Source organism: Dyadobacter sp. HNCC25DJ184 (assembly GCF_056895215.1).
The window spans coordinates 273,654-294,735 of record NZ_JBXHAQ010000002.1 but is presented as its reverse complement, the minus strand read 5'-3'; the positions used below and the strand labels follow the sequence as shown (position 1 = coordinate 294,735).

Annotated in this window: 16 protein-coding genes; 6 read left to right on the top strand and 10 right to left on the bottom strand. The window is 42.6% G+C overall.

Translation table 11 applies throughout. The features are described 5' to 3' along the window. Window positions 1-14: 14 nt before the first annotated feature. The gene (locus tag AC1XUD_RS04170) at window positions 15-404 is read right to left on the bottom strand and encodes a winged helix-turn-helix transcriptional regulator (RefSeq protein ID WP_483359702.1); all 390 of its coding nucleotides are present in this window, start codon (window positions 402-404) and stop codon (window positions 15-17) included. Window positions 405-522: 118 nt separating this feature from the next. On the opposite strand from AC1XUD_RS04170, the gene AC1XUD_RS04165 reads away from it, so the two are divergent. Continuing rightward, entirely contained in the window at window positions 523-885 is a 363-nt protein-coding gene (locus tag AC1XUD_RS04165) for a DoxX family protein (protein ID WP_483359701.1), read from the top strand. Window positions 886-2,134: 1,249 nt separating this feature from the next. After that, the gene (locus AC1XUD_RS04160; RefSeq protein ID WP_483359700.1) at window positions 2,135-3,064 is read left to right on the top strand and encodes a DUF6268 family outer membrane beta-barrel protein; all 930 of its coding nucleotides are present in this window, start codon (window positions 2,135-2,137) and stop codon (window positions 3,062-3,064) included. A 195-nt stretch (window positions 3,065-3,259) separates the two neighbouring features. Here the strand turns inward: AC1XUD_RS04160 and AC1XUD_RS04155 are convergent, their stop codons facing one another. The 4 genes from AC1XUD_RS04155 to AC1XUD_RS04140 form a co-directional block, all read right to left on the bottom strand. Further along, entirely contained in the window at window positions 3,260-4,957 is a 1,698-nt protein-coding gene (locus AC1XUD_RS04155; RefSeq protein WP_483359699.1) for a RagB/SusD family nutrient uptake outer membrane protein, read from the bottom strand. A gap of 10 nt (window positions 4,958-4,967) precedes the next feature. Further along, complete coding sequence (locus tag AC1XUD_RS04150; protein ID WP_483359698.1) at window positions 4,968-8,063, bottom strand: SusC/RagA family TonB-linked outer membrane protein; 3,096 nt, start codon at window positions 8,061-8,063, stop codon at window positions 4,968-4,970. 437 nt (window positions 8,064-8,500) lie between these two features. After that, window positions 8,501-11,041: an ABC transporter permease gene (locus tag AC1XUD_RS04145; RefSeq protein ID WP_483359697.1), complete on the bottom strand. Its 2,541-nt coding sequence runs from the start codon at window positions 11,039-11,041 to the stop codon at window positions 8,501-8,503. 16 nt (window positions 11,042-11,057) lie between these two features. Then, window positions 11,058-11,741 carry an ABC transporter ATP-binding protein gene (locus tag AC1XUD_RS04140; RefSeq protein ID WP_483359696.1) on the bottom strand — a complete coding sequence of 228 codons (684 nt, stop codon included), beginning with the start codon at window positions 11,739-11,741 and terminating at the stop codon, window positions 11,058-11,060. A gap of 328 nt (window positions 11,742-12,069) precedes the next feature. Here AC1XUD_RS04140 and AC1XUD_RS04135 point away from each other — a divergent pair, with 328 nt between their 5' ends. After that, complete coding sequence (locus tag AC1XUD_RS04135) at window positions 12,070-12,750, top strand: arylesterase (protein WP_483359695.1); 681 nt, start codon at window positions 12,070-12,072, stop codon at window positions 12,748-12,750. Here the strand turns inward: AC1XUD_RS04135 and AC1XUD_RS04130 are convergent, their stop codons facing one another. From AC1XUD_RS04130 to AC1XUD_RS04120, 3 genes are all read right to left on the bottom strand, one after another. Further along, entirely contained in the window at window positions 12,751-13,020 is a 270-nt protein-coding gene (locus tag AC1XUD_RS04130) for a hypothetical protein (protein ID WP_483359694.1), read from the bottom strand. 111 nt (window positions 13,021-13,131) lie between these two features. Next, the gene (locus tag AC1XUD_RS04125) at window positions 13,132-13,656 is read right to left on the bottom strand and encodes a hypothetical protein (RefSeq protein WP_483359693.1); all 525 of its coding nucleotides are present in this window, start codon (window positions 13,654-13,656) and stop codon (window positions 13,132-13,134) included. A 268-nt stretch (window positions 13,657-13,924) separates the two neighbouring features. Beyond that, window positions 13,925-14,089: a lmo0937 family membrane protein gene (locus tag AC1XUD_RS04120; RefSeq protein WP_483359692.1), complete on the bottom strand. Its 165-nt coding sequence runs from the start codon at window positions 14,087-14,089 to the stop codon at window positions 13,925-13,927. A 304-nt stretch (window positions 14,090-14,393) separates the two neighbouring features. Here AC1XUD_RS04120 and AC1XUD_RS04115 point away from each other — a divergent pair, with 304 nt between their 5' ends. From AC1XUD_RS04115 to AC1XUD_RS04105, 3 genes are read left to right on the top strand one after another with little or no spacing between them, the layout of a single operon-like run. Then, entirely contained in the window at window positions 14,394-15,548 is a 1,155-nt protein-coding gene (locus AC1XUD_RS04115) for a glucuronyl esterase domain-containing protein (protein ID WP_483359691.1), read from the top strand. A gap of 36 nt (window positions 15,549-15,584) precedes the next feature. Further along, the gene (gene fucP / locus AC1XUD_RS04110; RefSeq protein ID WP_483359690.1) at window positions 15,585-16,832 is read left to right on the top strand and encodes an L-fucose:H+ symporter permease; all 1,248 of its coding nucleotides are present in this window, start codon (window positions 15,585-15,587) and stop codon (window positions 16,830-16,832) included. 52 nt (window positions 16,833-16,884) lie between these two features. Further along, window positions 16,885-17,784 carry an ROK family protein gene (locus tag AC1XUD_RS04105; RefSeq protein WP_483359689.1) on the top strand — a complete coding sequence of 300 codons (900 nt, stop codon included), beginning with the start codon at window positions 16,885-16,887 and terminating at the stop codon, window positions 17,782-17,784. 187 nt (window positions 17,785-17,971) lie between these two features. Here AC1XUD_RS04105 and AC1XUD_RS04100 read toward each other — a convergent pair whose 3' ends face one another. Both AC1XUD_RS04100 and AC1XUD_RS04095 read right to left on the bottom strand, forming a co-directional pair. Beyond that, complete coding sequence (locus AC1XUD_RS04100; protein ID WP_483359688.1) at window positions 17,972-18,457, bottom strand: LIC_13387 family protein; 486 nt, start codon at window positions 18,455-18,457, stop codon at window positions 17,972-17,974. Window positions 18,458-18,531: 74 nt separating this feature from the next. Continuing rightward, on the bottom strand, window positions 18,532-20,646 hold the full coding sequence (locus tag AC1XUD_RS04095; protein WP_483359687.1) for a family 10 glycosylhydrolase: 2,115 nt from the start codon (window positions 20,644-20,646) through the stop codon (window positions 18,532-18,534). Window positions 20,647-21,082: the final 436 nt, after the last annotated feature.

Sequence of the window (21,082 nt, the reverse complement as noted above, 5' to 3'; positions counted from 1 at the left end):
CTCACTTCGCAAGATCATTGTAAAATATCGTGATTTGGCTCCGGCAATTCTCCTTTCATTATTTTTTCCCGATGCATCATTCCCCATTCGCTCAGTGACTCTATCACCTTCTCTAATGTTTGGCAATAAGACGTAAGTTCGTATTCAATCGTTACCGGGTATCCTGTGTTGACGTGCCGCTTTAAAAATCCGTTCATTTCCATATCCTTAAGTTCATTGGAGAGTACTCTGGCGGAGATCCCTGTTACGACACGCTGCAGGTCGTTGAATCGCATATTGCCTGACGAGAGCGCTACGATGATCCTTAATTTCCATTTTCCTCCGACTGCATATATTGCATCTCCGACAGCATTGAGGCTGGCGACACACTGATGCGCTGTGGGTTTCTTTTTTTCTGAAAACACTTTCTTAATTGATAGTTACTATGATGATTGAACGCACTTACCTTTTGGTTACTGCTAACAAAATGTAAGCGAATATACGATATTTTTGTAAGCTCAATTACTTAATCTAACGTCTATTATGAAAGCAAAGAAAATCGCTGTTATTGCGTTCACTGCCATTGCCTCCCTACTGGTCATTTTCAGTGGTATTATGAAATTAACGGCCAATCCTGATGTAGTAAAGATGCTCACGTCGTATGGAGTGGGAGACCATATAGCACTTCTTGGTATCATGGAAATCGTTTTCGCACTCCTGTTTGCTTACCCTCTGACCCGAAAAATCGGTTTTATTCTTCTGTGCTGCTATTTTGCTGGCGCCATGGCGACCGACCTTTCTCACGGAGCAGATATCTCACATCCGCTACTGCCGATGGTTTTGATTTGGGTCGCCGCTTTTTTAAACGACAAATATATATTTCTGCCTGGGTCAGAAGTCAAATAATGACTTCACTCAGACTATGTTTATTTAGAAGCCCGGGAAAGCCGGGCTTTAGTTTTTTCTATAATATTAAATTCACGATGGAGTGCTTTAGCTATTCGTGATGTCCGTCATGATGTTATTGTTAGCTTTTAAATGTGCAACGAATCTGTTCCAATGTGAGGGCAACAATTACAACCACTGTCGGAAAAGAAAGACCGCTGGAAATATCCGTATATCCTTATCCGGTTTGTGCTGCTCGTGGCCGATAGCCGACTACCATGGATCAATTCAAAAATTTGGGATAGGGTTGAAGCTTTTGTCTGACAACGAGTTCAGCTGGACACCCTGAAAAAGGGAACGCGGTGTAGCAATATGCTACCCGCGTCATCTGCGTGTATAATGTTCTGAGGATTATTGAGTTATGCTAGTTTTGTTTGTGACGATCACACTTTATTAACGTCTAGACCAAAAAAAGTTAATAAAATGAATTTCAGCAATGGAAACTTTCACAAGAATCTCCTTGGATCTGGCACTAGGACATCCCGTTTGGGCGATCATTTTATGCGTCTGGTTCGCGGGGCTGCTAATAATAAACAGTTATATTTTTATTGAAATACAAGACCTTGGCTCAGACTAGATCGGCGCTTACCAACACAAATTAACTGGATTATGCTAACCAAAACGACTCTTTGTAATAACATGACTACTTCGGTTAGAAGGAATAAAAAAAACCTATAGAAATTTCTATAGGTTTTCTGAATTATTATAACCCACTATTAAAACCTTTATATATAAACACCTTTTAAAATCTGATCTCAATTTTAATGCATAATTAATAGAAATAGTTTTAAAATTTAAATTAATAAAGTGTTTTTTCTGTAATAACTATTCTACCATATTGCTTTTTTCGATATAACTAATTGATATACAGGACTATATGTCTAATTTTCTCAATAAAAATTTCTTTTGATTCGAGAGGATTATTTGCTTTTATGTGACGAAAAATAAGCAATAAAAGAAGGACATTTTAGTTGATTCAATTTGAATGTTTTTCAATCGAATTAATGTTGTTACATGTAAATGTAGAATGATTGCGAATTAGTTTTAAAATAAGTTTAGTATAAATGGCGGTAAATGTAGAGGGAACTAAAGTCACCGAAATTCTGGTTACACAGGCTAAGCGAGAAATTGCGGAGCGAAGTTGGGTGTAGTGAATTGGGTGAAAAGTTGTAGGTAGGTTTTGTCTGGATTTTGGGAATTCAATTGTTTTATGGGGTTTACACTATTTCTTAGACTTCGCGTCTTTCTGTTGTGTTTAGGCTGTCCTCTCGCGGCGCTGTGTCAGGCTTTAAAACCTGGTCTGAAGGGAACTTCGCCTTCGCAATGGATTACATTTAAAAATACCCACGCATTTGGCAGAGCCTATGATTTCGATAATAAAGGTGTGAAAACCTTTACCCAAGAGGAGCTATATGTAAGAGCCTGGCTTCCTGTTTTTAAGAAGGAGAAATTGACTGTGATATTAGGTCCTCATTATCGAACGGAGAAATGGGAGCTAAAAAGTGGCGGAGAAAATCCGATACCGGATTTGGCGAACTGGAAATTGAGGACGTACGGGGTTGATATCCGGGCTTTGGTGACACTGAACAGCTCCTCGTGGCTTGTATTGTCATCCAATTTTAACAAAAGCGGCAATTACGCCGATCTGACGAACAAACAAATACCGTTGAACTATACCTTTTCCACAGCTTATTTAAAAAGATATTCTGATAACAAGGAGGCTGGTTTTGGAGTATTGATTAATAAAAGCTACAAGGTCACCGTACTTCCCGCTTTCATTTTTAACTACAATTTTTCGGATAATTTAGGAATTGAGTTAATGTTGCCAAAGAGTTTTGCGCTAAGAAAAAATTTATCGGCGACTGGCATTCTGAATCTGAAGGCTGAATCCGTTACCAGAACATATTATATCAAGAATCCTTTGGACGGTGGGCTGGGGGTATGCAGAAGAGTTGATGTCGATATGGGTATGTCTTATAACAAAAAGCTTGGTAACTCTGCTGGTTTTGAGATTTTCGGTGGATATCGAAAAATGCTCACTAATAAATTAGTTCATGGAGCTACGCCTGTCAACAACTCCGGTTTAACTTTCACTGCCGAGTTCTACGTACAACCGCCTCAGTTCAGGAGGAAGCGTTAATTATCTTGAAAATTGCATTCGGAGAAAACAAAAAAATCGCCTGAGAGTTTTGCAGCTCTCAGGCGATTTTTAATTCAATAACACTTGACGATTTACGTCGTTAAATCAGGATTTCCAAGCAATATATTTTACATGGTCAATGAAACGTCTAGGCGTCCTCGGCCAATGCCTGACAAATATTGACTGCATAATCTTCTAGTACCCAGCATTCTGCACCAAATACCCGGGAAGGTTTGATGCTCCGTCGATAGCAGTTTGCGGTATCGGGAATATCCGTTTTTTTACATCATTGTTAGTCTTTTCAGTCCATTTGCCTTCGTACTTATTAAACCGAATCATATCTGAACGACGTAACATTTCCCAGTAGAATTCAAACCCACGTTCACGGAAAAGTAAATCCAGATCAATAGAAGTCAAAGGCGGAGGAGCAAGGGTCGCTGTACGAGCTGCGCGCACAATATTTACATCGGCCAAAGCACCCGCGGCGTCATTACTTTTACGAAGTTTCGCTTCTGCGCGCATCATGTAAATATCCGCCAAACGTAGAATTGAGATATCTGCCTGGCCCATGTTTCTGCCAGAAGTGGATGCGGTGCTAAACTCGTATTTCTCAACACGATATCCCGAGCTGTAGCCACTTCCAGCGGTGGTGAAGTCAACTTGTTCGGTAAAAATTACTGGTAAGTCTGCACGGTTTCTAGAGAGATTGGTCAGTTTTCCAACCTTCAACTTTCCATCCGGGCATCTTAGGAATACACCATTTACGCGAATCGCACCATATTGTTGTCCGCGAAGAATACCCCTGTTGATCTTGTAGGTCGCGTCGGTGATACATGTGTCAGCTGCATTGGAATATACAGACATGTTTTCCTGATAAAAACGTGGATCACGTTTCGGATCTACGGCGCCATATGCTGAAACCCATGATTGGTAAAAATCAGGTGTGATGGCAGGTCCGTCAGTACCATTTGCTGCAGGATATGCCGCCAGGGGGAACTGGTCACCTGACAGAGAGAAATAGGCCATACGGTTGTGTCCGTTCAGGTCTGGCCTCTGATCCACTGCAAAGATTAATTCGGAGTTGGTATGGTTGTCATTTCCAAAAATTGAAAAATAATCTGGCGACAAAGAATACTCACCAGAACTGATAATCTTGTCAGTATACTGGATCACTTTGTCCATATCGGCAGCATCGAAAGCAAATTGTCCGGTATTGTAAATGTTCTTGTACACTGTCGAATTGAGATACAATCTGGCCAGCAAACCATAAACAGCAGCTTTTGTCATACGTCCAGAGCCTACCGCCGCTTTGTTGGATAGTGCCGGTTCAGCCGCCAAAAGTTCGCTTTCGATATATGCAACGGCGTCAGCACCTCTAACAATCGTCGACGTTGTACCGGGATCTTCCTTTATAAATGCAATACCGAAAAGATCCAGCGTAACGAGGTTATAATAAGCTCTCATTGCCCGGGCTTCTGCCAGGTATAGCGCAGCGTTGGTTTGGGTAGAGCCTTTCAAAGATGTAATTGCTGTAAGGCATCTTGATATACCTTGTGTCAGGAAGCCCCAGGTATTCCTGATGTTCGGGTCGGTACTGGTCGAAGTATGCCCGTGTAAAGCGAGGTAGATACCATTGTCGCCCCAGTCAGTACCGCCACGGTATGGCAGAATAGCTTCATCGGTAGATATTTCCTGCAACGCAAAGTAGGTCGTATGTTGGAACAAAGACGGTAAAAGCGCATAAACAGGAGCGATAAGCCCGTTTGCCTTTTCATCTTCAGTCAGATCTGTACTGAGGGTTTCGTCTAATACTTGTTCTTCCAGGTCGGTGCAGGCATTTGTCAGGAACAACATGCCGGCAACAGTTAGTATATATGGTAATTTCTTGTACATGATAATAATGTTAAAAACCGATGTTAAGACCAAAGATTACAGATCTTGCTTTTGGATAGCTCAGGTAATCAATCCCGTAAGACGTGATACCGTTGATTGACCTGTCGTTGCTCACCTCAGGGTCATATCCGTTGTATTTCGTTGCAACGAATAAGTTTTGACCCGTTACCGATAGACGGATGGTGCGAACCCAATCGTTGATTCCAAGTTTGGCGGTATTGAAATTGTAGCCGAGTGCCAGGTTGTTCAATCTGAAGAACGCACCGTCTTTCAGGTACCTTGTCGAAACAGGAGCGGAGTTGTTAACCGATTCTTCTGGATTCTCGATTGCTTCATGCGTAACGTTCAGTCCTTTTGATAAACGTAGCTTATAAAAGTTCGAATTGGCGGTGTTGTCATATACTTTGTTTCCAGACACGCCATTGAAATTCGCGGTTAGGTCAAAGCCTTTATAGCTTACGTTTCCGTTAAAATTGAACATTTTGGTTGGCAATGCAGATCCGGCTGCAATACGGTCTTTATCCGTGATGAGTCCGTCACCATCTGTATCTTTGAAAGTGCTGATTCCTTTGTCATCAAAGCCGGTAAACTCTTTCAGATAGAACGTTCCGATAGGTTGGCCGTTCAGATATCCATTCACAGTTGCAGAAGTAAGTCCTGACCCGGAAGCCGATCCCGACGGAATTACGGTGTAAGGTGAATTCTTAACCTCGTTTTTGATAAATGTTATATTACCACCCAGTGAATAGTGCAGACCGTTGTCGAGCGTTTTTCTATAGTTCAATTCAAGTTCCAGACCCTGGTTAATGATTTTCATATTGTCCACGTTGGTCCAGAAAGTACCTGCCGGTTGAACAGGATCAGCTGGAATCACTTCAAGCAATATCTTTTGTGACGTTTTGCTGAAATAGTCAATTTCTCCACTCAGAGCACCTTTGAATAAACCAAACTCAAGGCCTACGTCGGACTGAGCAGATACTTCCCACTGAATATCGGGGTTGGCAAGGCGAGAATAGGTTGTTCCTGCCGGATAGGTGCTGCCGTTGTCGAGCGGATAACTTGTAGTTCCGGAAATAACCGACGTAAAACGAGCCTGTGTAATTTTTGCCGGAATTTCCTGATTCCCTGTACGTCCCCAGCCAGCGCGAAGTTTAAGATCGCTGAAAGGGGTGGATTTCATGAAATTTTCTTCGGAGATTCTCCATCCCAAAGAGAATGAAGGGAAAGTTCCGTACTTGTTATTTGATCCGAATTTAGAGGAACCGTCGACACGGACAGTCGCAGTCGCCAGATATTTGTCTTTATAGCTATATGTTGCACGTGAGAAAAACGATTGCAACTCATTGATTGTCGCGCTCCCTGTCGGCTTATTGTTGATCAGCGTCAAATCCTGCCCAGTTCCCGGATTGTAAATTGGCTCAACATCCGAAATTGGAAATTTGTTGATGCTGTACATTCGATCCTGAACAAATATCTTCTGATAGGAATGCCCCGCTAAAATTGAGAAACTATGAACTTTGCTGTTGAAAGTATAAGTGATATAATTTTCGATCAGACGGTTTGTATTCTTCTTATCCCTTGTTTCCAAACGGCCCTCGATATAAGGTTGAGTACTTGGACGTCTCTGAATATCGCGGGACGAAGTCGAATTGTCGATCCCGAAATTAAGCTTGTATACTAATCCTTCAATGATTTTAACAGAAGGTGATATACTTGCAAGGACGCGATTGGTTGTGGTTACATCCTTGTCCAAAGCCAGACTGATCAGCGGATTTGTTCCATCCGGATATTGGTATGGATTTCCATCGGCATCGTAGGCAGGATAGGTTGGATTTGCGGATATGGCACTGCCTATCAAACCTAGTCCACTGGCTCCGTTCAGATCATCGGAAACAGGGCGTTGATTCTTTGTGTTTGTGGCATTCAGGTTAAGATCAACTGTCACACGGTCGTTCAGCAGCTTCTGGCTCAAATTGATTCTGCCGGTATATCGATCCAAATTGCTACCTTTCAAAATACCCTCTTGCTTCTGAGAACCAAACGAGCCATAGTAAGTCAATTTGTCTGTGCCTCCGCCCATGGAGATATTGTGATTATGGGTCTGAGCAACGCGGGAAATCTCTTTCTGCCAGTCGGTATTTCCTTTTTCATCAATCAAAGTACCGTCCAATTTTGGAACTTCCTGGCGGAATTCATCCGCCGTAAGCAGATCCAGTGGTCGGGCCATTTTAGAAAGACCGAAGCTACCCGAATAGTTAACGGATGCTTTGCCTGATTTTCCTTTCTTAGTGGTGATAAGGATAACGCCATTCGCTCCCCGTGCACCATAAATAGCCGTCGCGGAAGCATCCTTAAGCACATCCATCGATTCGATATCTGACGGGTTGAGGAAGTTAAGCGGATTGCCGGAGCCGGTTGCGCTATTGTCCAATGCCATACCGTCTACCACGAAGAGCGGCGTGCTTCCGGTACGGATACCACCAGGGCCACGTACCGTAATATTCTGAGCACCACCAGGTTCTCCTGTGGAAGACGTAACGTTCACACCGGATACCTTACCTTGCAAGAGCTGCTCAGGCGAGTTGATAATACCACTATTGAATTCGGCACTTTTCAATGACTTCACCGATCCGGTCACATCTTTTTTATTGGACGTACCATATCCGACCACGACTACTTCGGCAAGATCTGCGGCCGACTCTTTAAGCGTCACCGAGAGCGAGTTTTTGTTCTGCTCTGTTAAAACAAAGCTATCGATCGACTGCTTTTCATATCCGATAAAACTGAACTCAAATTTATAGGTTCTGCCTGTTTCGAGGTTGCTGAATGAAAAATCTCCGTTTTCATTTGTGGTCGTTCCTTGCTTGTTTGAGCCGTCTACATTACTGATAATAACAGTTACTCCCGGCAGACCATCCTGAGATGCCATGAGAACTTTTCCTTTCAGCGTGGTTTGCTCTGCTGTTATCAATCGCGTTTGCGTCTGAAAGGCCGGTCTTGGAGCGTCAGCGAAAACTTGAGGACTAATTGCAATGACTGAGACCATGGATAAGGCCAGACATTGAAATCCCCTGTTCCTGACTACTTGAGTCAACGTTCTGTTCATAAAGGTGGATTATTGGTTAAAAAATTAATAGATATTCCTGGTGAGTAAAAAAGCATAGAAGCTGCGCAATTCCGTACAAGAATACTAATTGTATTATTAAAATAAAAAATATAACATAGTGGATGGTTCGTGCAAACGTTTGAAAATTTTTTGCAAACGTTTGAAATTAATTTAAGCGGTTGGATGAGTGACTTTCGGGCACTTTTACATCTGTAACATTTACAGGGATTCGGGAGCGGCTTGGCATTTTGGAGTGAAAAGATGAGTAAATGGTCGTGCGAAGATAGTTTCTGACTGTTACCCCAATGTTAATTTGGTCAAGTAGTTCTCCAATTAAGCTGCCAAAACGAAAGAGGCTCGATCGTTTCCGCATCGAGCCTCTTTCAGTATCAACCAGTTAGATTAAACTTCCGTTTTATCTTAAACTTGAGAATTTCTCACACGTCCTGCCGCAGCACATCCAAAGGTGATCTATTTAAAATTCCACGGCTATTGGCCAGCCCGATGATCACGGTTAAGGCGGTGACGAACACAAATATGCCCGCGGTTGGTAAGAAAGCCGGTTTGAATTGCGTCTCAAAACTAAATTTCGCCAATGCCCAACTTCCTATAAGAGAGATGAATATACCTGTAAATGCCGCCAGGAATCCGAGGAAGAGATACTCCATAGCAGTAATCAGAAATATCTGCCTGCGACTTGCTCCGATCGTTCTTAGCAATACACTTTCCTGTAGTCGTTGATATTTACTGATGAGTACCGAAGCGATCAACACGATAATGCCTGTAAGGATACTAAATCCAGCCATAAACTGAATAGCAAACCCTATTTTGGTGAATATCTCGTTCAATACCTTTAGCACCAATGCCAGGTCGATTACTGAGATATTGGGATATTGCCGAACAATGGCACTTTGAAATCGTGCGGACACTGCCGTACTCGGAACATGGGTCAGCATGACATGAAACTGCGGCGCGTCTTCCAACACACCTTTTGGAAACACGACCAGAAAATTCGTCCTTACTTCACTCCAGTTGACTTCACGCATGCTGGCAACCACTGTATTCATCATCGTTCCCTGGACGTTAAACACCAGCGTGTCACCCAGTTCAATACGGCTTCTTTTGGCGAAGCCTTCTTCTATTGAAATGGGTATCAGCGCTTCTTTTGATGCATATTCTCCCTGCCATTTACCTTTCGTAACGGTTTCTGAAGAAGTGGTTGAATCTCTGAAAGTTACGCGATATTCCCGCCCGAAAATACGTCTCGATTGTTCCGCGGCTGAGTCGCCTTGAAAGTCGCCGGCTGTTTTTCCGTTGATCTCCTCCAAACGCATGTTCACGATTGGTACATTTTGATTGACAGGAATATGGAAAGATTTTGCGATGGAAATAACTCCCTCTTTTTGAGAGGATTGTATATCAAACAAAACGATATTGGGTTGATCGTCGCTGGTCGATAGTCGTACACGCTCCAATAAAATATCCTGTATAAAAAATAGGGTACATATCAGCGAGGTTCCCAGACCAATGGAGACAATCAGAATAGCAGTCTGATTATGAGGTCGGTATAAATTCGCCAGTCCCTGACGATATAGGTAACTCCAGGAGGTCGGGAAATTTCTCCGAACCAGCCACATCAGTAAAATCGCCATTCCATATAATATCACAAATGCTCCTGCGATGCTTAAAGTGAATGCAAGTGCCTGAACAAAGCCGTCGGTTAACAAATAGGAGAAGCCATAAATGAAAAGGAGGATCACGAAGTAGGTTCCCCATATCCATGGATCTTTCGGCGTGGGCTCATCGGCGACGTTTCTCAAAACATTTAACGGTGATATCTTGCGAATGGATAATAATGGAGGAAGCGCAAACAGAATGGAAACCAATGTGCCGATTAAAAGTCCTTCTCCGATGGCGATCCAGGAGAGATCGGTATTCAGGTCAAAGGGTAGAAATTCTTTGATGACGACGGGCAGATATTGTTGAATGACGACCCCTAAAATTACGCCGAGCACTGAACCAATAAACCCGATACCAATGATTTGAATGAGGTATATCAGGAATGCCTGAATCGGTTTTACGCCCAGACAACGTAATATCGCAATGCTGTTCAGTTTTTCTTTGATATAGATATGAATTGCGCTGGCGACACCAATACAACCCAAAAGCAGTGCAATGAACCCAACGAGTGACAGGAAGCGCGTCAAATCTTTGAATGACCTTCCAGTACTTTCCTTTTGGGTTTCAATCGTATTATAATCAAGATCTGCTGCTTCGAAACGAGGTTCCAGCTTTTTTACGAGCTCTTCAACTTTTGTTTTGGGGGCAAATTTAAAGTAATAGCGATATGCCACACGACTGCCTTTTTGCATTAAACCGGTTGCGTCCAGATATTGCATCGGGATATACACTGTCGGCGCAATGGAGCTCGTCAACCCATTTTGACCAGGAGCTTTTTCCAATATTCCGTCGATGACAAAAGTTACCTCACCAATTTTTACAGAATCACCGACCTTGGCCTGATATTGGAGCATCAACGTCTGGTCAACAAGTGCCGCTTTTTTGGTTCGAAAAGTTGTGTTGGCTTCGAGCGGGACAGTTTCAAACTTCCCATAATATGGGAAATCACCTTGTAGTGCCTTTACCTGCGCCAGTCGGTTTCCACCATTTTTTACAAAATATACCATGGATGCAAAGCTCCGTTCTTCTGAGCTTACCTGTCCCAAACTGTCAACCATTTTCTTCACTTTCCCTTCCACAGGTCGGTTGCCATATAGTGAAAGATCGGCTCCGATTAATGTGGCAGCCTGATCGTCGATGCTTTGACGCAGATTGTCTCCCAAAGAAAAAATAGCGACGACTGCGGCAATGCCGAGGATAATGGATGAGATAAAAAGAAAGAGCCGCGATCTGCTCCGACGACTATCGCGCCAAGCCATTTGAAGGAGCCAGGGGAAATTTATATTATAATTTTTCATTCCTAATTTGGCTCGTTTACTGGTTTAAGGTATCGGAAATGATTTTGCCTCCTTTAATTCGGACAATCCGCTGGGTTTTCGCCGCCAGATCAAGGTCGTGGGTGACGAGTACGAGCGTGGTTCCAGCTTCCCGGTTGAGCTCGAAAATAAGTTTGACCACCTTTTCGCTCGTTTCAGCATCCAGATTTCCGGTCGGTTCATCTGCAAAAAGTATTTGTGGGCGATTTGAAAAAGCACGGGCAAGCGAAACCCGTTGTTGTTCGCCGCCGCTCAGCTGGGTGGGATAATGATGTCCTCTTTCTGCCAGACCGACTTTTTCTAAAAGGTCAATAGCCCGTGCTTTGATATTCTTTTCACCACGTAACTCAAGTGGTACCATTACGTTTTCAAGCGCAGTGAGGGTAGGCAGGAGCTGGAAATTTTGGAAAATAAACCCGACATATTCATTGCGGACAGAGGCAAGTTGATCTTCATTGAGATTATTGAGTATCGTTCCATGAAGAGCAACAGTGCCGGTGCTAGCACGGTCAAGGCCAGCGCAGAGGCCTAGTAATGTAGTTTTGCCACTTCCCGATGGTCCGACGATGGATATTGTAGAACCGGCTTCAACAGAAAGGTTGATGTCTTCCAACACGGCAAGAGAGCGCGAACCGCTTTTGTACGTTTTACCAACCTGCTGGAGGTCTAGTATATGATTCATTAAATTATTCGTTTTGATGATTTATGAGCGGTTGGTAGCTTAACCAACCGTGTTTATGTAAATTTGAATGTAACCTTTAATTATCACAAAAAATATAGGTCAAAAGGAAGAATCAAGTATATGGCCGGCCAGAAATGGCTTTTTATACAAAGCTCTCTTGCCTACAAACGATACTCGAATCAAAAAAATCTAGGTAAAGTACGCAATGGGATCGTCAACTTAGCGTTCTTTTGCGTTTATCTTGCCCTGCTTTGTATGACTTCTCAGAACCTTCAATTCGTAAAACCGACTAATCTAATAGCTAACTGCCAACAACTAACACCCCAAAATGATACGACTCCGCTCTCTATATATATTATTGACAATGGCACTCTTCATGAGCGCATGTGGAAATGAAAAAAAGGATTCTAATAATGCTGACGAAGTAAAACAAAAGACCGATTCGCCCGCTGGTGCCAAAAAGGTAATCGTTTTTTTTGGGAATAGCCTGACGGCCGGGTACGGTCTTGATGACCCTTCCGACGCATTTGCCGGGCTGATCCAGAAGCGGATTGATTCTTTACGGCTAAATTATAAAGTAATCAACGCAGGTGTGAGCGGAGAAACCACTGCTGGCGGTAATGCCCGGATCGATTGGCTATTGAAGCAACATCTGGATGTGTTCGTTCTGGAACTGGGTGGAAATGACGGTCTTCGGGGAATTGCAGTGAGTGACACGAGAAAGAACCTCCAGGAAATTCTGGACAAAGTAAAAGCCAAATATCCCAATGCAAAAAGAGTTCTGGCCGGTATGCAGATTCCGCCGAATATCGGTCAGAAATATACCTCGGAATTTCGTAAAGTATATCCGGAATTAGCAAAGAAAAATGATGTGACTTTCATTCCATTTTTGCTGGAAGGTGTTGGTGGTGAGCCAAGCCTTAATATTCAGGATGGAATTCATCCTAATGAGAAAGGACACAAAATTGTGGCGGAAAATGTATGGTCGGTTTTAAAGGATCAGCTATAATCAGTCTGGCCTGATTTTCATCCACAATTCAATTTTTGCCTGGTGAATTTCCTTTTTCGAAATGATATTCTCATGCAGCGTTTTATGATCTGAACTTTTAATTTTCTCGAAAAATACCGGATCAGAAAACGGATCAAACCAGGTTTCAGACGTAGGTTCCTTAACATGAATAAGGTAGCCCCAATTGGTCACATTTTGATGAAGGTATAACCAAACAGATACCTTTACGCGTAGTCCGTTTGCTCTTTTATAGATTTTTTCGTGTGTCATAAATATGGTCTGAGGTTGCGGCTGTGACCCTAACATGCATGTATCAAATTACAGAAAGGTTACAAAAAAAGCAAGCCAACAGGATCTGTAGCAACATAGCAATTTGGCGCATCAAACTTTTAAAAACCGTTTCAACTCTACTATTGTCTCTTCTATACCGTTTTCTGTTTTATAGAAATCATGGTCGCCATGAAGAGTTTTGCGTTGAAGGTTTTTCTCGTTATACCAGTTTGCATCAGGACGGAGGTTGTCCTGGTTTCCGAATAATGTGAATATGGGACAATGTGGCGTCGCAACCTCAAATCGTAGTCTCGTCGACGATACGCAGACTATCTTTGTTGGGCTGGCTCTTCCCAGCATAGCTTTCCAAATGATGGTTCCACCAATGCTGAATCCCAAGAGATTTGGTCCCAATTCGTAGTTTTTTGTTAGATTATCTACGGCGGTTTTTATTCCGCCTTTGATCATTTTATCATGAATTTCGTCGGGCGTAAATTTTAGGTAATCAATATCAGCAAGCTCAAGTGAATTGAGGAGTATTATTTCAAATTTAGATTGTAATTCCTTGCAGTAACGATCGATCCATTCGCAGTTGGAAAATCCGTTAATGTCGGACAGTATCAGCAATTTCTCCATTTATAGTAGTGTAGTTTTTTTAATTTTAGTAAAGGGAGGTTTTCTTTATATACTGCAAAATACAAAAAAAACAAGCATCCTGTTGAAAGATGCTTGTTTCTGCCATCCAATAAAATATTCCGGAGACTGACTTTTTATGAATCTCAAAAATTGAATTGCTGACTAAATTATTCAAATGGTTTTTAGTTCAGATTTCTCGAGTTCAATGGCTAATATTAGTGTGTATATAATGTAATAGCGTGTGTATTCTTTTAAATTAAATGCAATATCAGACCACCCTGTCCCCGCGAATAACGCGTAAAATAACGGCTATAACTGCGATTACTAGTAGAATATGTATAACGTTGCCCATGCCGAAGCTGGCGAATCCGAAATAACCAATCAACCATAGAATGACCAGGATTACTGCTATGGTATAAAGTAGATTTCCCATTGTATAAGAGTTTTGTGAAACGATTGTTTGAAAGAAAGGATACAAATGGGATGCCAAAAGGAAATAAAACCCCGATGTATGGGAAAACTGTATTTTTAATGGTTGAGATGTGTGGTGGATGTAGAAAATATATCTCATTCCTTCCCATTTTGGTAAATCCTATTTTTAAAGTAACATCCCACTCTTCTTGTCTTTGAAGAATAAAAAGAATTCGATGAAGATATGCCTCCGTTTATTCGTGCTGCTGTTTTGTAGTCAGACATTGTTTGCCCAATTACCACCTTCCGAAAGGTTACCCGATATAATGATCTTTAATAACGGGAGCAGGGTGACTTCGAAAGCCGACTGGCAGAAAAGACGGAAGGAGATTCTTGAGATTATGACGCATGAGATGTATGGCATATCACCTGCCCGTCCCGCGAACATGACCTTCCGCGTTTTTGACAATGAACCGAACGCACTCGGCGGAAAGGCTACTCGGAAGCAGGTTACGGTACATATGAAAGTAAATGATCATGAAGCAGAGTTCGATCTTCTGATATATATCCCAAACAAAGCAAAACATCCCGTTCCTGCGATTGTCGGTATAAACTTCATTGGAAATCAGGCTGTGAATGCTGATCCGGGAATTAAGCTTACCGAGGCCTGGACAGAGAATAGCAAAATGTTTCCGTGTGCAATTGATGGAAAAGCAACTGAAAAATGCAGGGGTGTAAACGCGAGCATGTGGCCAGTAGATAGCATTTTGGATGCGGGCTTTGCGCTGGTCACGATGTACCGCGAAGAAATTGCCTCAGATCGCAAAGAGGAAATGTTTACAAAAGGTGTGCACACCTTATATCCCGAACTTCAAAACCGCGAGGACAATTTCAGTACAATGGCAGCCTGGGCGTGGGCTATGAGCCGCGCGGTGGACTATCTGGAAACGGATAAGGATATCGACAAAAATATGATCGCCGCCTTTGGATTTTCTCGCTTGGGAAAAGCAGCATTGTGGGCAGCAGCGACCGACACACGGTTCGCGGCTGTGCTGAGTAACGAGTCGGGAGCGGGTGGGGGTAAGCAATTCCGGCGGGGTATTGGTGAAAATATCGAAAGACTTTCCACCGTTTTTCCGCATTGGTATGCGAAGTCATTCCGGAACTATATCGATAAGGATACACTCCTTCCTTTCGACCAGCATTTTGTGTTGGCACTCATAGCACCTCGACCGGTATATCTCGCCACGGCAGAGGATGATCGCATGGCAGATCCGCCAGGGGAGTTTGAAACGGCAAAGGCTTCGAGTGAAATTTACAAATTTTTGGGTACCACGGGATTTACAGGAAAAACGTTTCCGCCTCTTAATCAGCCAATTTACGGTCCGATAGGTTTTCATATTCGCCCGGGCGGACACGATGTAAAAAACTTTGATTGGAAACAGTTTTTAAATTTTACTACTTTACACTTTGGGAAATAGAATAAACAGAATAATTAATAATATAAAATCCTAAACATGACCTCTTCCCCCCCACAGGGCGCCGCGAAGGCCCCTGCCAAATTTACCGACAAGAAATACCTAATTACTTTAATCTTTGTGACTTCCCTGTTTATGTTCTGGGGAATCGCCATCACGATGGGAGATGTTTTGAACAAACATTTTCAACATGTATTAAGTCTTACCAAAACGCAGTCTGCATTCGTGCAATTTGCTATTTTCGGGGCATACGGGGTAATGGGTATACCCGCAGGATTATTCATGAAGCGGTTCGGGTATAAAAACGGCGTATTGCTCGGACTGGGCCTGTTTGCCTCAGGGGCGTTTTTATTTGTTCCCGCTGCCGCAGCGGCCTCTTTTCCATTTTTCGGAACTGCCTTGTTTATCCTGGGTTGCGGCCTTTCCACCTTGGAAACTGTGGCTCACCCTTTTGTAGCTTCTCTGGGCGATCAACGTACCAGCGATCAGCGAATCAATTTTGCGCAGGCGTTTAATGCGCTGGGTACCATCATCGGACCTGCCGTTGGTTCTTACTTTTTATTGAGAAATAATGTAGAAGGTAGTACGGATCTGACCTCTGTAAAAACATTGTATATCGTAATTGGTGGTGTAATCGCGACGATTGCAGTTTTATTCTCATTTGTGAAAGTACCTGCTCTGACCGATCCTCATGGTACTGTCGATCCGGAAGCAGCCAATGTTGATACCCATCCTGAAAAAGGTCTTTTTGAGCATAGACATTTTAAATGGGCAGTTTTAGCGCAGTTTTTCAACGTGGCAGCTCAAGCCGGAACCTGGGCATTCTTTATCAATTATGGGCATGAAAAGATGGGTTTCACAGATGCGGTTGCCGGCAACTATATGATCCTCTTTTTCGTCTTGATGCTTACCGGGCGTTTTGTGGGTACATTCCTGATGCGTTTTATCGCACCGCACACGCTCCTTGCCATCTTCGCAGCATGTAATATTGTAATGTGTCTTATCATTACACAAAGCCTTGGCTGGCCTTCATTCATCGCGTTGTTGATGCTGAATTTCTTTTTCAGTATTATGTTCCCGACCATATTCAGTCTGGGATTAAAAAACCTGGGAGCACATACACAACAAGCTTCTTCATTTATCTCAATGGGAGTTGTTGGCGGAGCACTTTTCCCATTTGCGATGGGGGCGGTTGCAGAGCACGATGTGGCATATGCATACTATCTGCCGATCATTTGCTATGCAGTTATATTTTTGTTCGGATATAAGTTTTATAAAGTTGAGTAAACGTCAGTTAGCTTATTAAAGAATCGTATTAAATTTTAAGTGTTTTTATAGAATGAAACTTTGGGGAATAGATTTAGGAGGTACAAAGATTGAATGTGCCGTTTTGGATTCTGAAAATGATATGCAGGTAGTAGCCAGGAGACGACTGCCGACAGAATCCCCGAAAGGATATTATCACATTCTTTCTCAAATAAAAAAACTCATCGATGAAGTTGCGGAAGAGATAGGGGAGCAGCCGTCAAAAGTGGGTTTCGCCACCCCGGGCGTCCTTGAACCGACGACTCATCTGATGAAAAACTCGAATACTACATGTCTGAACGGGAAGCCTCTTGGAGCGGATCTGGAGCGCGTGTTAGGTGTGCCTGTAAAACTAGCCAATGACGCCAATTGCTTTGCTTTGGCAGAAGCACTGATGGGAGCAGGAAAAGAATACCCTGAAGCCGAAGTTGTTTTCGGCGTGATCATGGGAACAGGAGTTGGTGGAGGCTTAGTCGTTCATAATCAAATCATTGGTGGCCATCATGGAATTGGAGGAGAGTGGGGGCACAATGTGCTGGAAGAAAATGGAGACGCATGTTATTGTGGAAAAGCAGGTTGTGTGGAGCAAGTAATATCCGGGCCAGCATTGGAGCGTTTCTACGAAAAGGTGAGCGGTTCGAAAGAGTCAATGAAGACTATTCTAGAGCAATATAAAGCTGGCGGAAATGAATTTGCCGACAAAACGATCGACCGGTTGCTTGAATATTATGGCAAGGCAATTTCAACTTTGATCAACGTACTGGATCCTGGACTCATCGTAATTGGCGGTGGAGTGGGAAATGTGGATTTGCTGTATACCGAAGGGTATGAGCGTATCAAAAAGTATATTTTCAATAATGGGACGGTAACTACACCGATTTTGAAACCAAAATTGGGAGACAGCGCCGGCGTTTTTGGTGCAGCATTATTATAAGATTTAAAGGTCAAAAAATCGGATTTCTTAATAGCTTAGGCTTTTCAGAAGTCCGATTTTTGTTTGCACTGACTTCGATTTGGAATCGAAGTTGAGTGTTTAAGCGTTTGCAACGGGGTTTTTTGATAAAAGAGCATTTAATCTGATTCTCTAATTAGCTGGCTTGGCGTCTTGTTTTAAAATCATCTCACCTCCTCAAAAACACAACGGCGGTCGCAATCAACAGCCCGGCTCCCATACTAATACCTGCCGCAAAAGGAAAGAAGTAGATGATTTCCACGACGCCGAAAACAGTATATGCAAAGCCAGTGGGTATCAACAATTTACCAGCTTGATACGGCAGTTTTTCAATCATGCTGGCAATTGTGAGCAGCAGCCATATTGACATGATGTACACCACAAACATTAGCGTGCTATATCCCTCAAAATAGTCTCCCATACTTCGCAATGCACCCATAAATGGAAAGTCGTGTGAGGTCATTTGATTGATCACTTCCTGCTTCACCGGATCTTTTGTTTCTTTCCAAGTGAAGTGGCCTAGCGAATGACCCAGAAGATGAATTAAAATAAAACCAGCGGCGAGACGAAGAAGTAATTTTGGGCTCATATAAGTTGGTCTTGAAATAGGTTCTCTTTCCAGATATTGATTGAGGTTATTTAATTCGCTCGCCATACTATCTTCAATGCTACGGCAGTTTTGAATTTTGATATGGTTAACTTCAATCCGTTACTTACAGATATATTCTCCTAATCTTTCCAATTCATAACGACTGACTGGAAACTTTCCAATTTTGGTAATACGAATGAGATGTGTCCTTTGTCCCAGGTAAAATCCAAATTTGTTCCATCTGTCAAAGTGAATATGCGGACGGGTTTGATGGGAAGGGGAAGTTTGAATTTTATTGAATAGACTGGTAACGGCTCAAAATAAGTTGTCCCGCTGACGCCAGTCAGATTTGTCAAATGGAGGATATAGCCGTCGGAGACCGACTTGTTATTTTCTGTGTTTTTGGCATAGTCAGTCAACAGGGTCTCCACTCGTGCGGGTGCATTTGTCTGGATTTGTAGAGAAGCATCAGGGCATAAATGATCGATCAAATCAAGAATGATCTGCTTATGTTCCTGATATCCATGGATATAATAAAGCTTGCCAACATTAATGGGCAATATAGCAGCTTGGCCAGCCGAATTTTTCTTGATGGCTAATCCGTAATTTCCGGTGGGACTATGTCCGCCAATAATCTCGGGAGGCCCCGGTCTGCCTTTGGTTAAAATGGGCAAATATCTTTCGTCAGCGCCAGTCATATCATATATGCCCAGATTGAACTTCCAGAAGAGCATGGTTTGCCCAGCGAAATGTTTGAATATCTTTCGGTTATCGGGCACGAGATAGTTACCTGCACCATCGTTGTCTTTTTCGATAATTTTGACACCAAATATCTGTTTTAAGGATCCGGGATCATCGAAAAAAGTGCGATTGGTTGCAATTAAATTTGTCCCGGTCAAATTGACATCGTGTAATATTTTGATCGCCTGAGGTTTCAAATATGTGATTTCCGGTAGTATTATCAGCTTATAGTTCTTGATTTTGGCTTGCAGATTTTCAATCTGACTATCCTCGATAATATCAAAAGGGATATGAGCTTCACGCAACATCAATTGAATGCCGCGATATTCCTGCATCGGATCGCCACTTGGCCATGCTCCCGGAGCGATGATCGCAACTTTTGCTATGGATTTATACTTTCCAAAATAGAGTTCATTCTTTTTGTGAAAGTCATATACCTCTTTAAAAACCGGATAGTTGCGCTCATCTTCATAGCCGCGCATATCACCCATCATGCTCAAATCCAGACCAGATCCGTTGGCGATATTTTCAAAAAGCCTGATACGCGCTTCAGGTGGCTCCACGGCGTTGTACCTGGATTGAAACGATATTTGCTGAATACTCGCATTGCTGATGATATGTTCCGGAAATGAATTGACAGCATTTCCAACATTGTCAGACGCGGTATATGGCCAATAGGGAAGGGAGGTCATGCTTTGCGACTCGTGGCGGATGATATCGACAAATTTGTCTGAATAGGTGCAGATCGCAATCTGCGGATTCTTCGCTTTCACGATTTTATGTAGCTTTTCTGACCATTGCTCTACTGTTGTTTTCTTGAATTCCAGATACTTTTGAAAAAGAGTATCTGCTTTATTCTCTTCTTTTGGTAGAGGCCATCCACCACTAAATTTGGAAAAGGCCTCTTTATCATAATCGTTCTGATCTATTCCGTGGTATTGATTTTCATAGGGATTACGAACCTGATATCCAGGCATATTCAGGAAAATGCCATCAATTGGAAACTGATCCATTACCTCCTCCACAATTTTGAAAGCTTTTTCCTGCACATATGGCCCGTTTATAGAAACTACGTACATATCGGTATTAATCATTCGTTCGCCCTTTGATGATATATAGCACCAATCGGGATGCGCGCTATATATGCTCTCGTGTATACGGCTGAAATCAAAACGCACAATCACGCGGATTTTGTTCTGATGGCATTTTTGAACGATGTCACCCAAAACACCGGGCTTCATATATGGGTTGGTATAATGAAAATCCAGTTTTGACGGGTAGAAAGCCATGATGCCACCAGCATTGATTATCAAGGTATTGGCAGAATAATGGACGAGGTCGGCGACAACGGAATCGGCATTCAGACTTGCTGCTTCGTAGTCGGGCAGATTCATTTGAATGATTCTCAGATTATTTCTTTTCCACCAAAAGGTTTTACCAGATGCGTCTTTTTGAGCAATGGCAAAATCCGGAACGGCAAACAGTAGCAGGAGTATCAGGCAATATTTTTTCATCTGAGGCTTTTGATTGTCCTCAAAATAAAGATTTTAATATTGTTCGCCTACTGTTTGGGATCAGTTTATTTGTCGAGATCCACTGCTAACTTCGATTTGCAATCGAAGTTGGTTGGTCTAGCGTTTGCAACGCGTTTTCTTGCCAGGTAGCTTAAAAATAATGTCATATTTCCTTCGCGTTGCAAACGCTAAGCCACTATGAACAGATTGCAAATCTATTCCAGCTAAGTCCAGCCAAGTTTGTTAAGCTGCTAACTTCGATTTGTAATCGAAGTTGGTTAGTCCAGCGTTTGCAACGCGTTTTCTTGCCCGGTAGCTTAAAAATAATGTAATATTTCCTTCGCGTTGCAAACGCTAAACCACTAGGAACAGATTGCAAATCTGTTCCAGCTAAGTCCAGCCAAGTCTGTTAAGCTGCGAACTTCGATTTGCAATC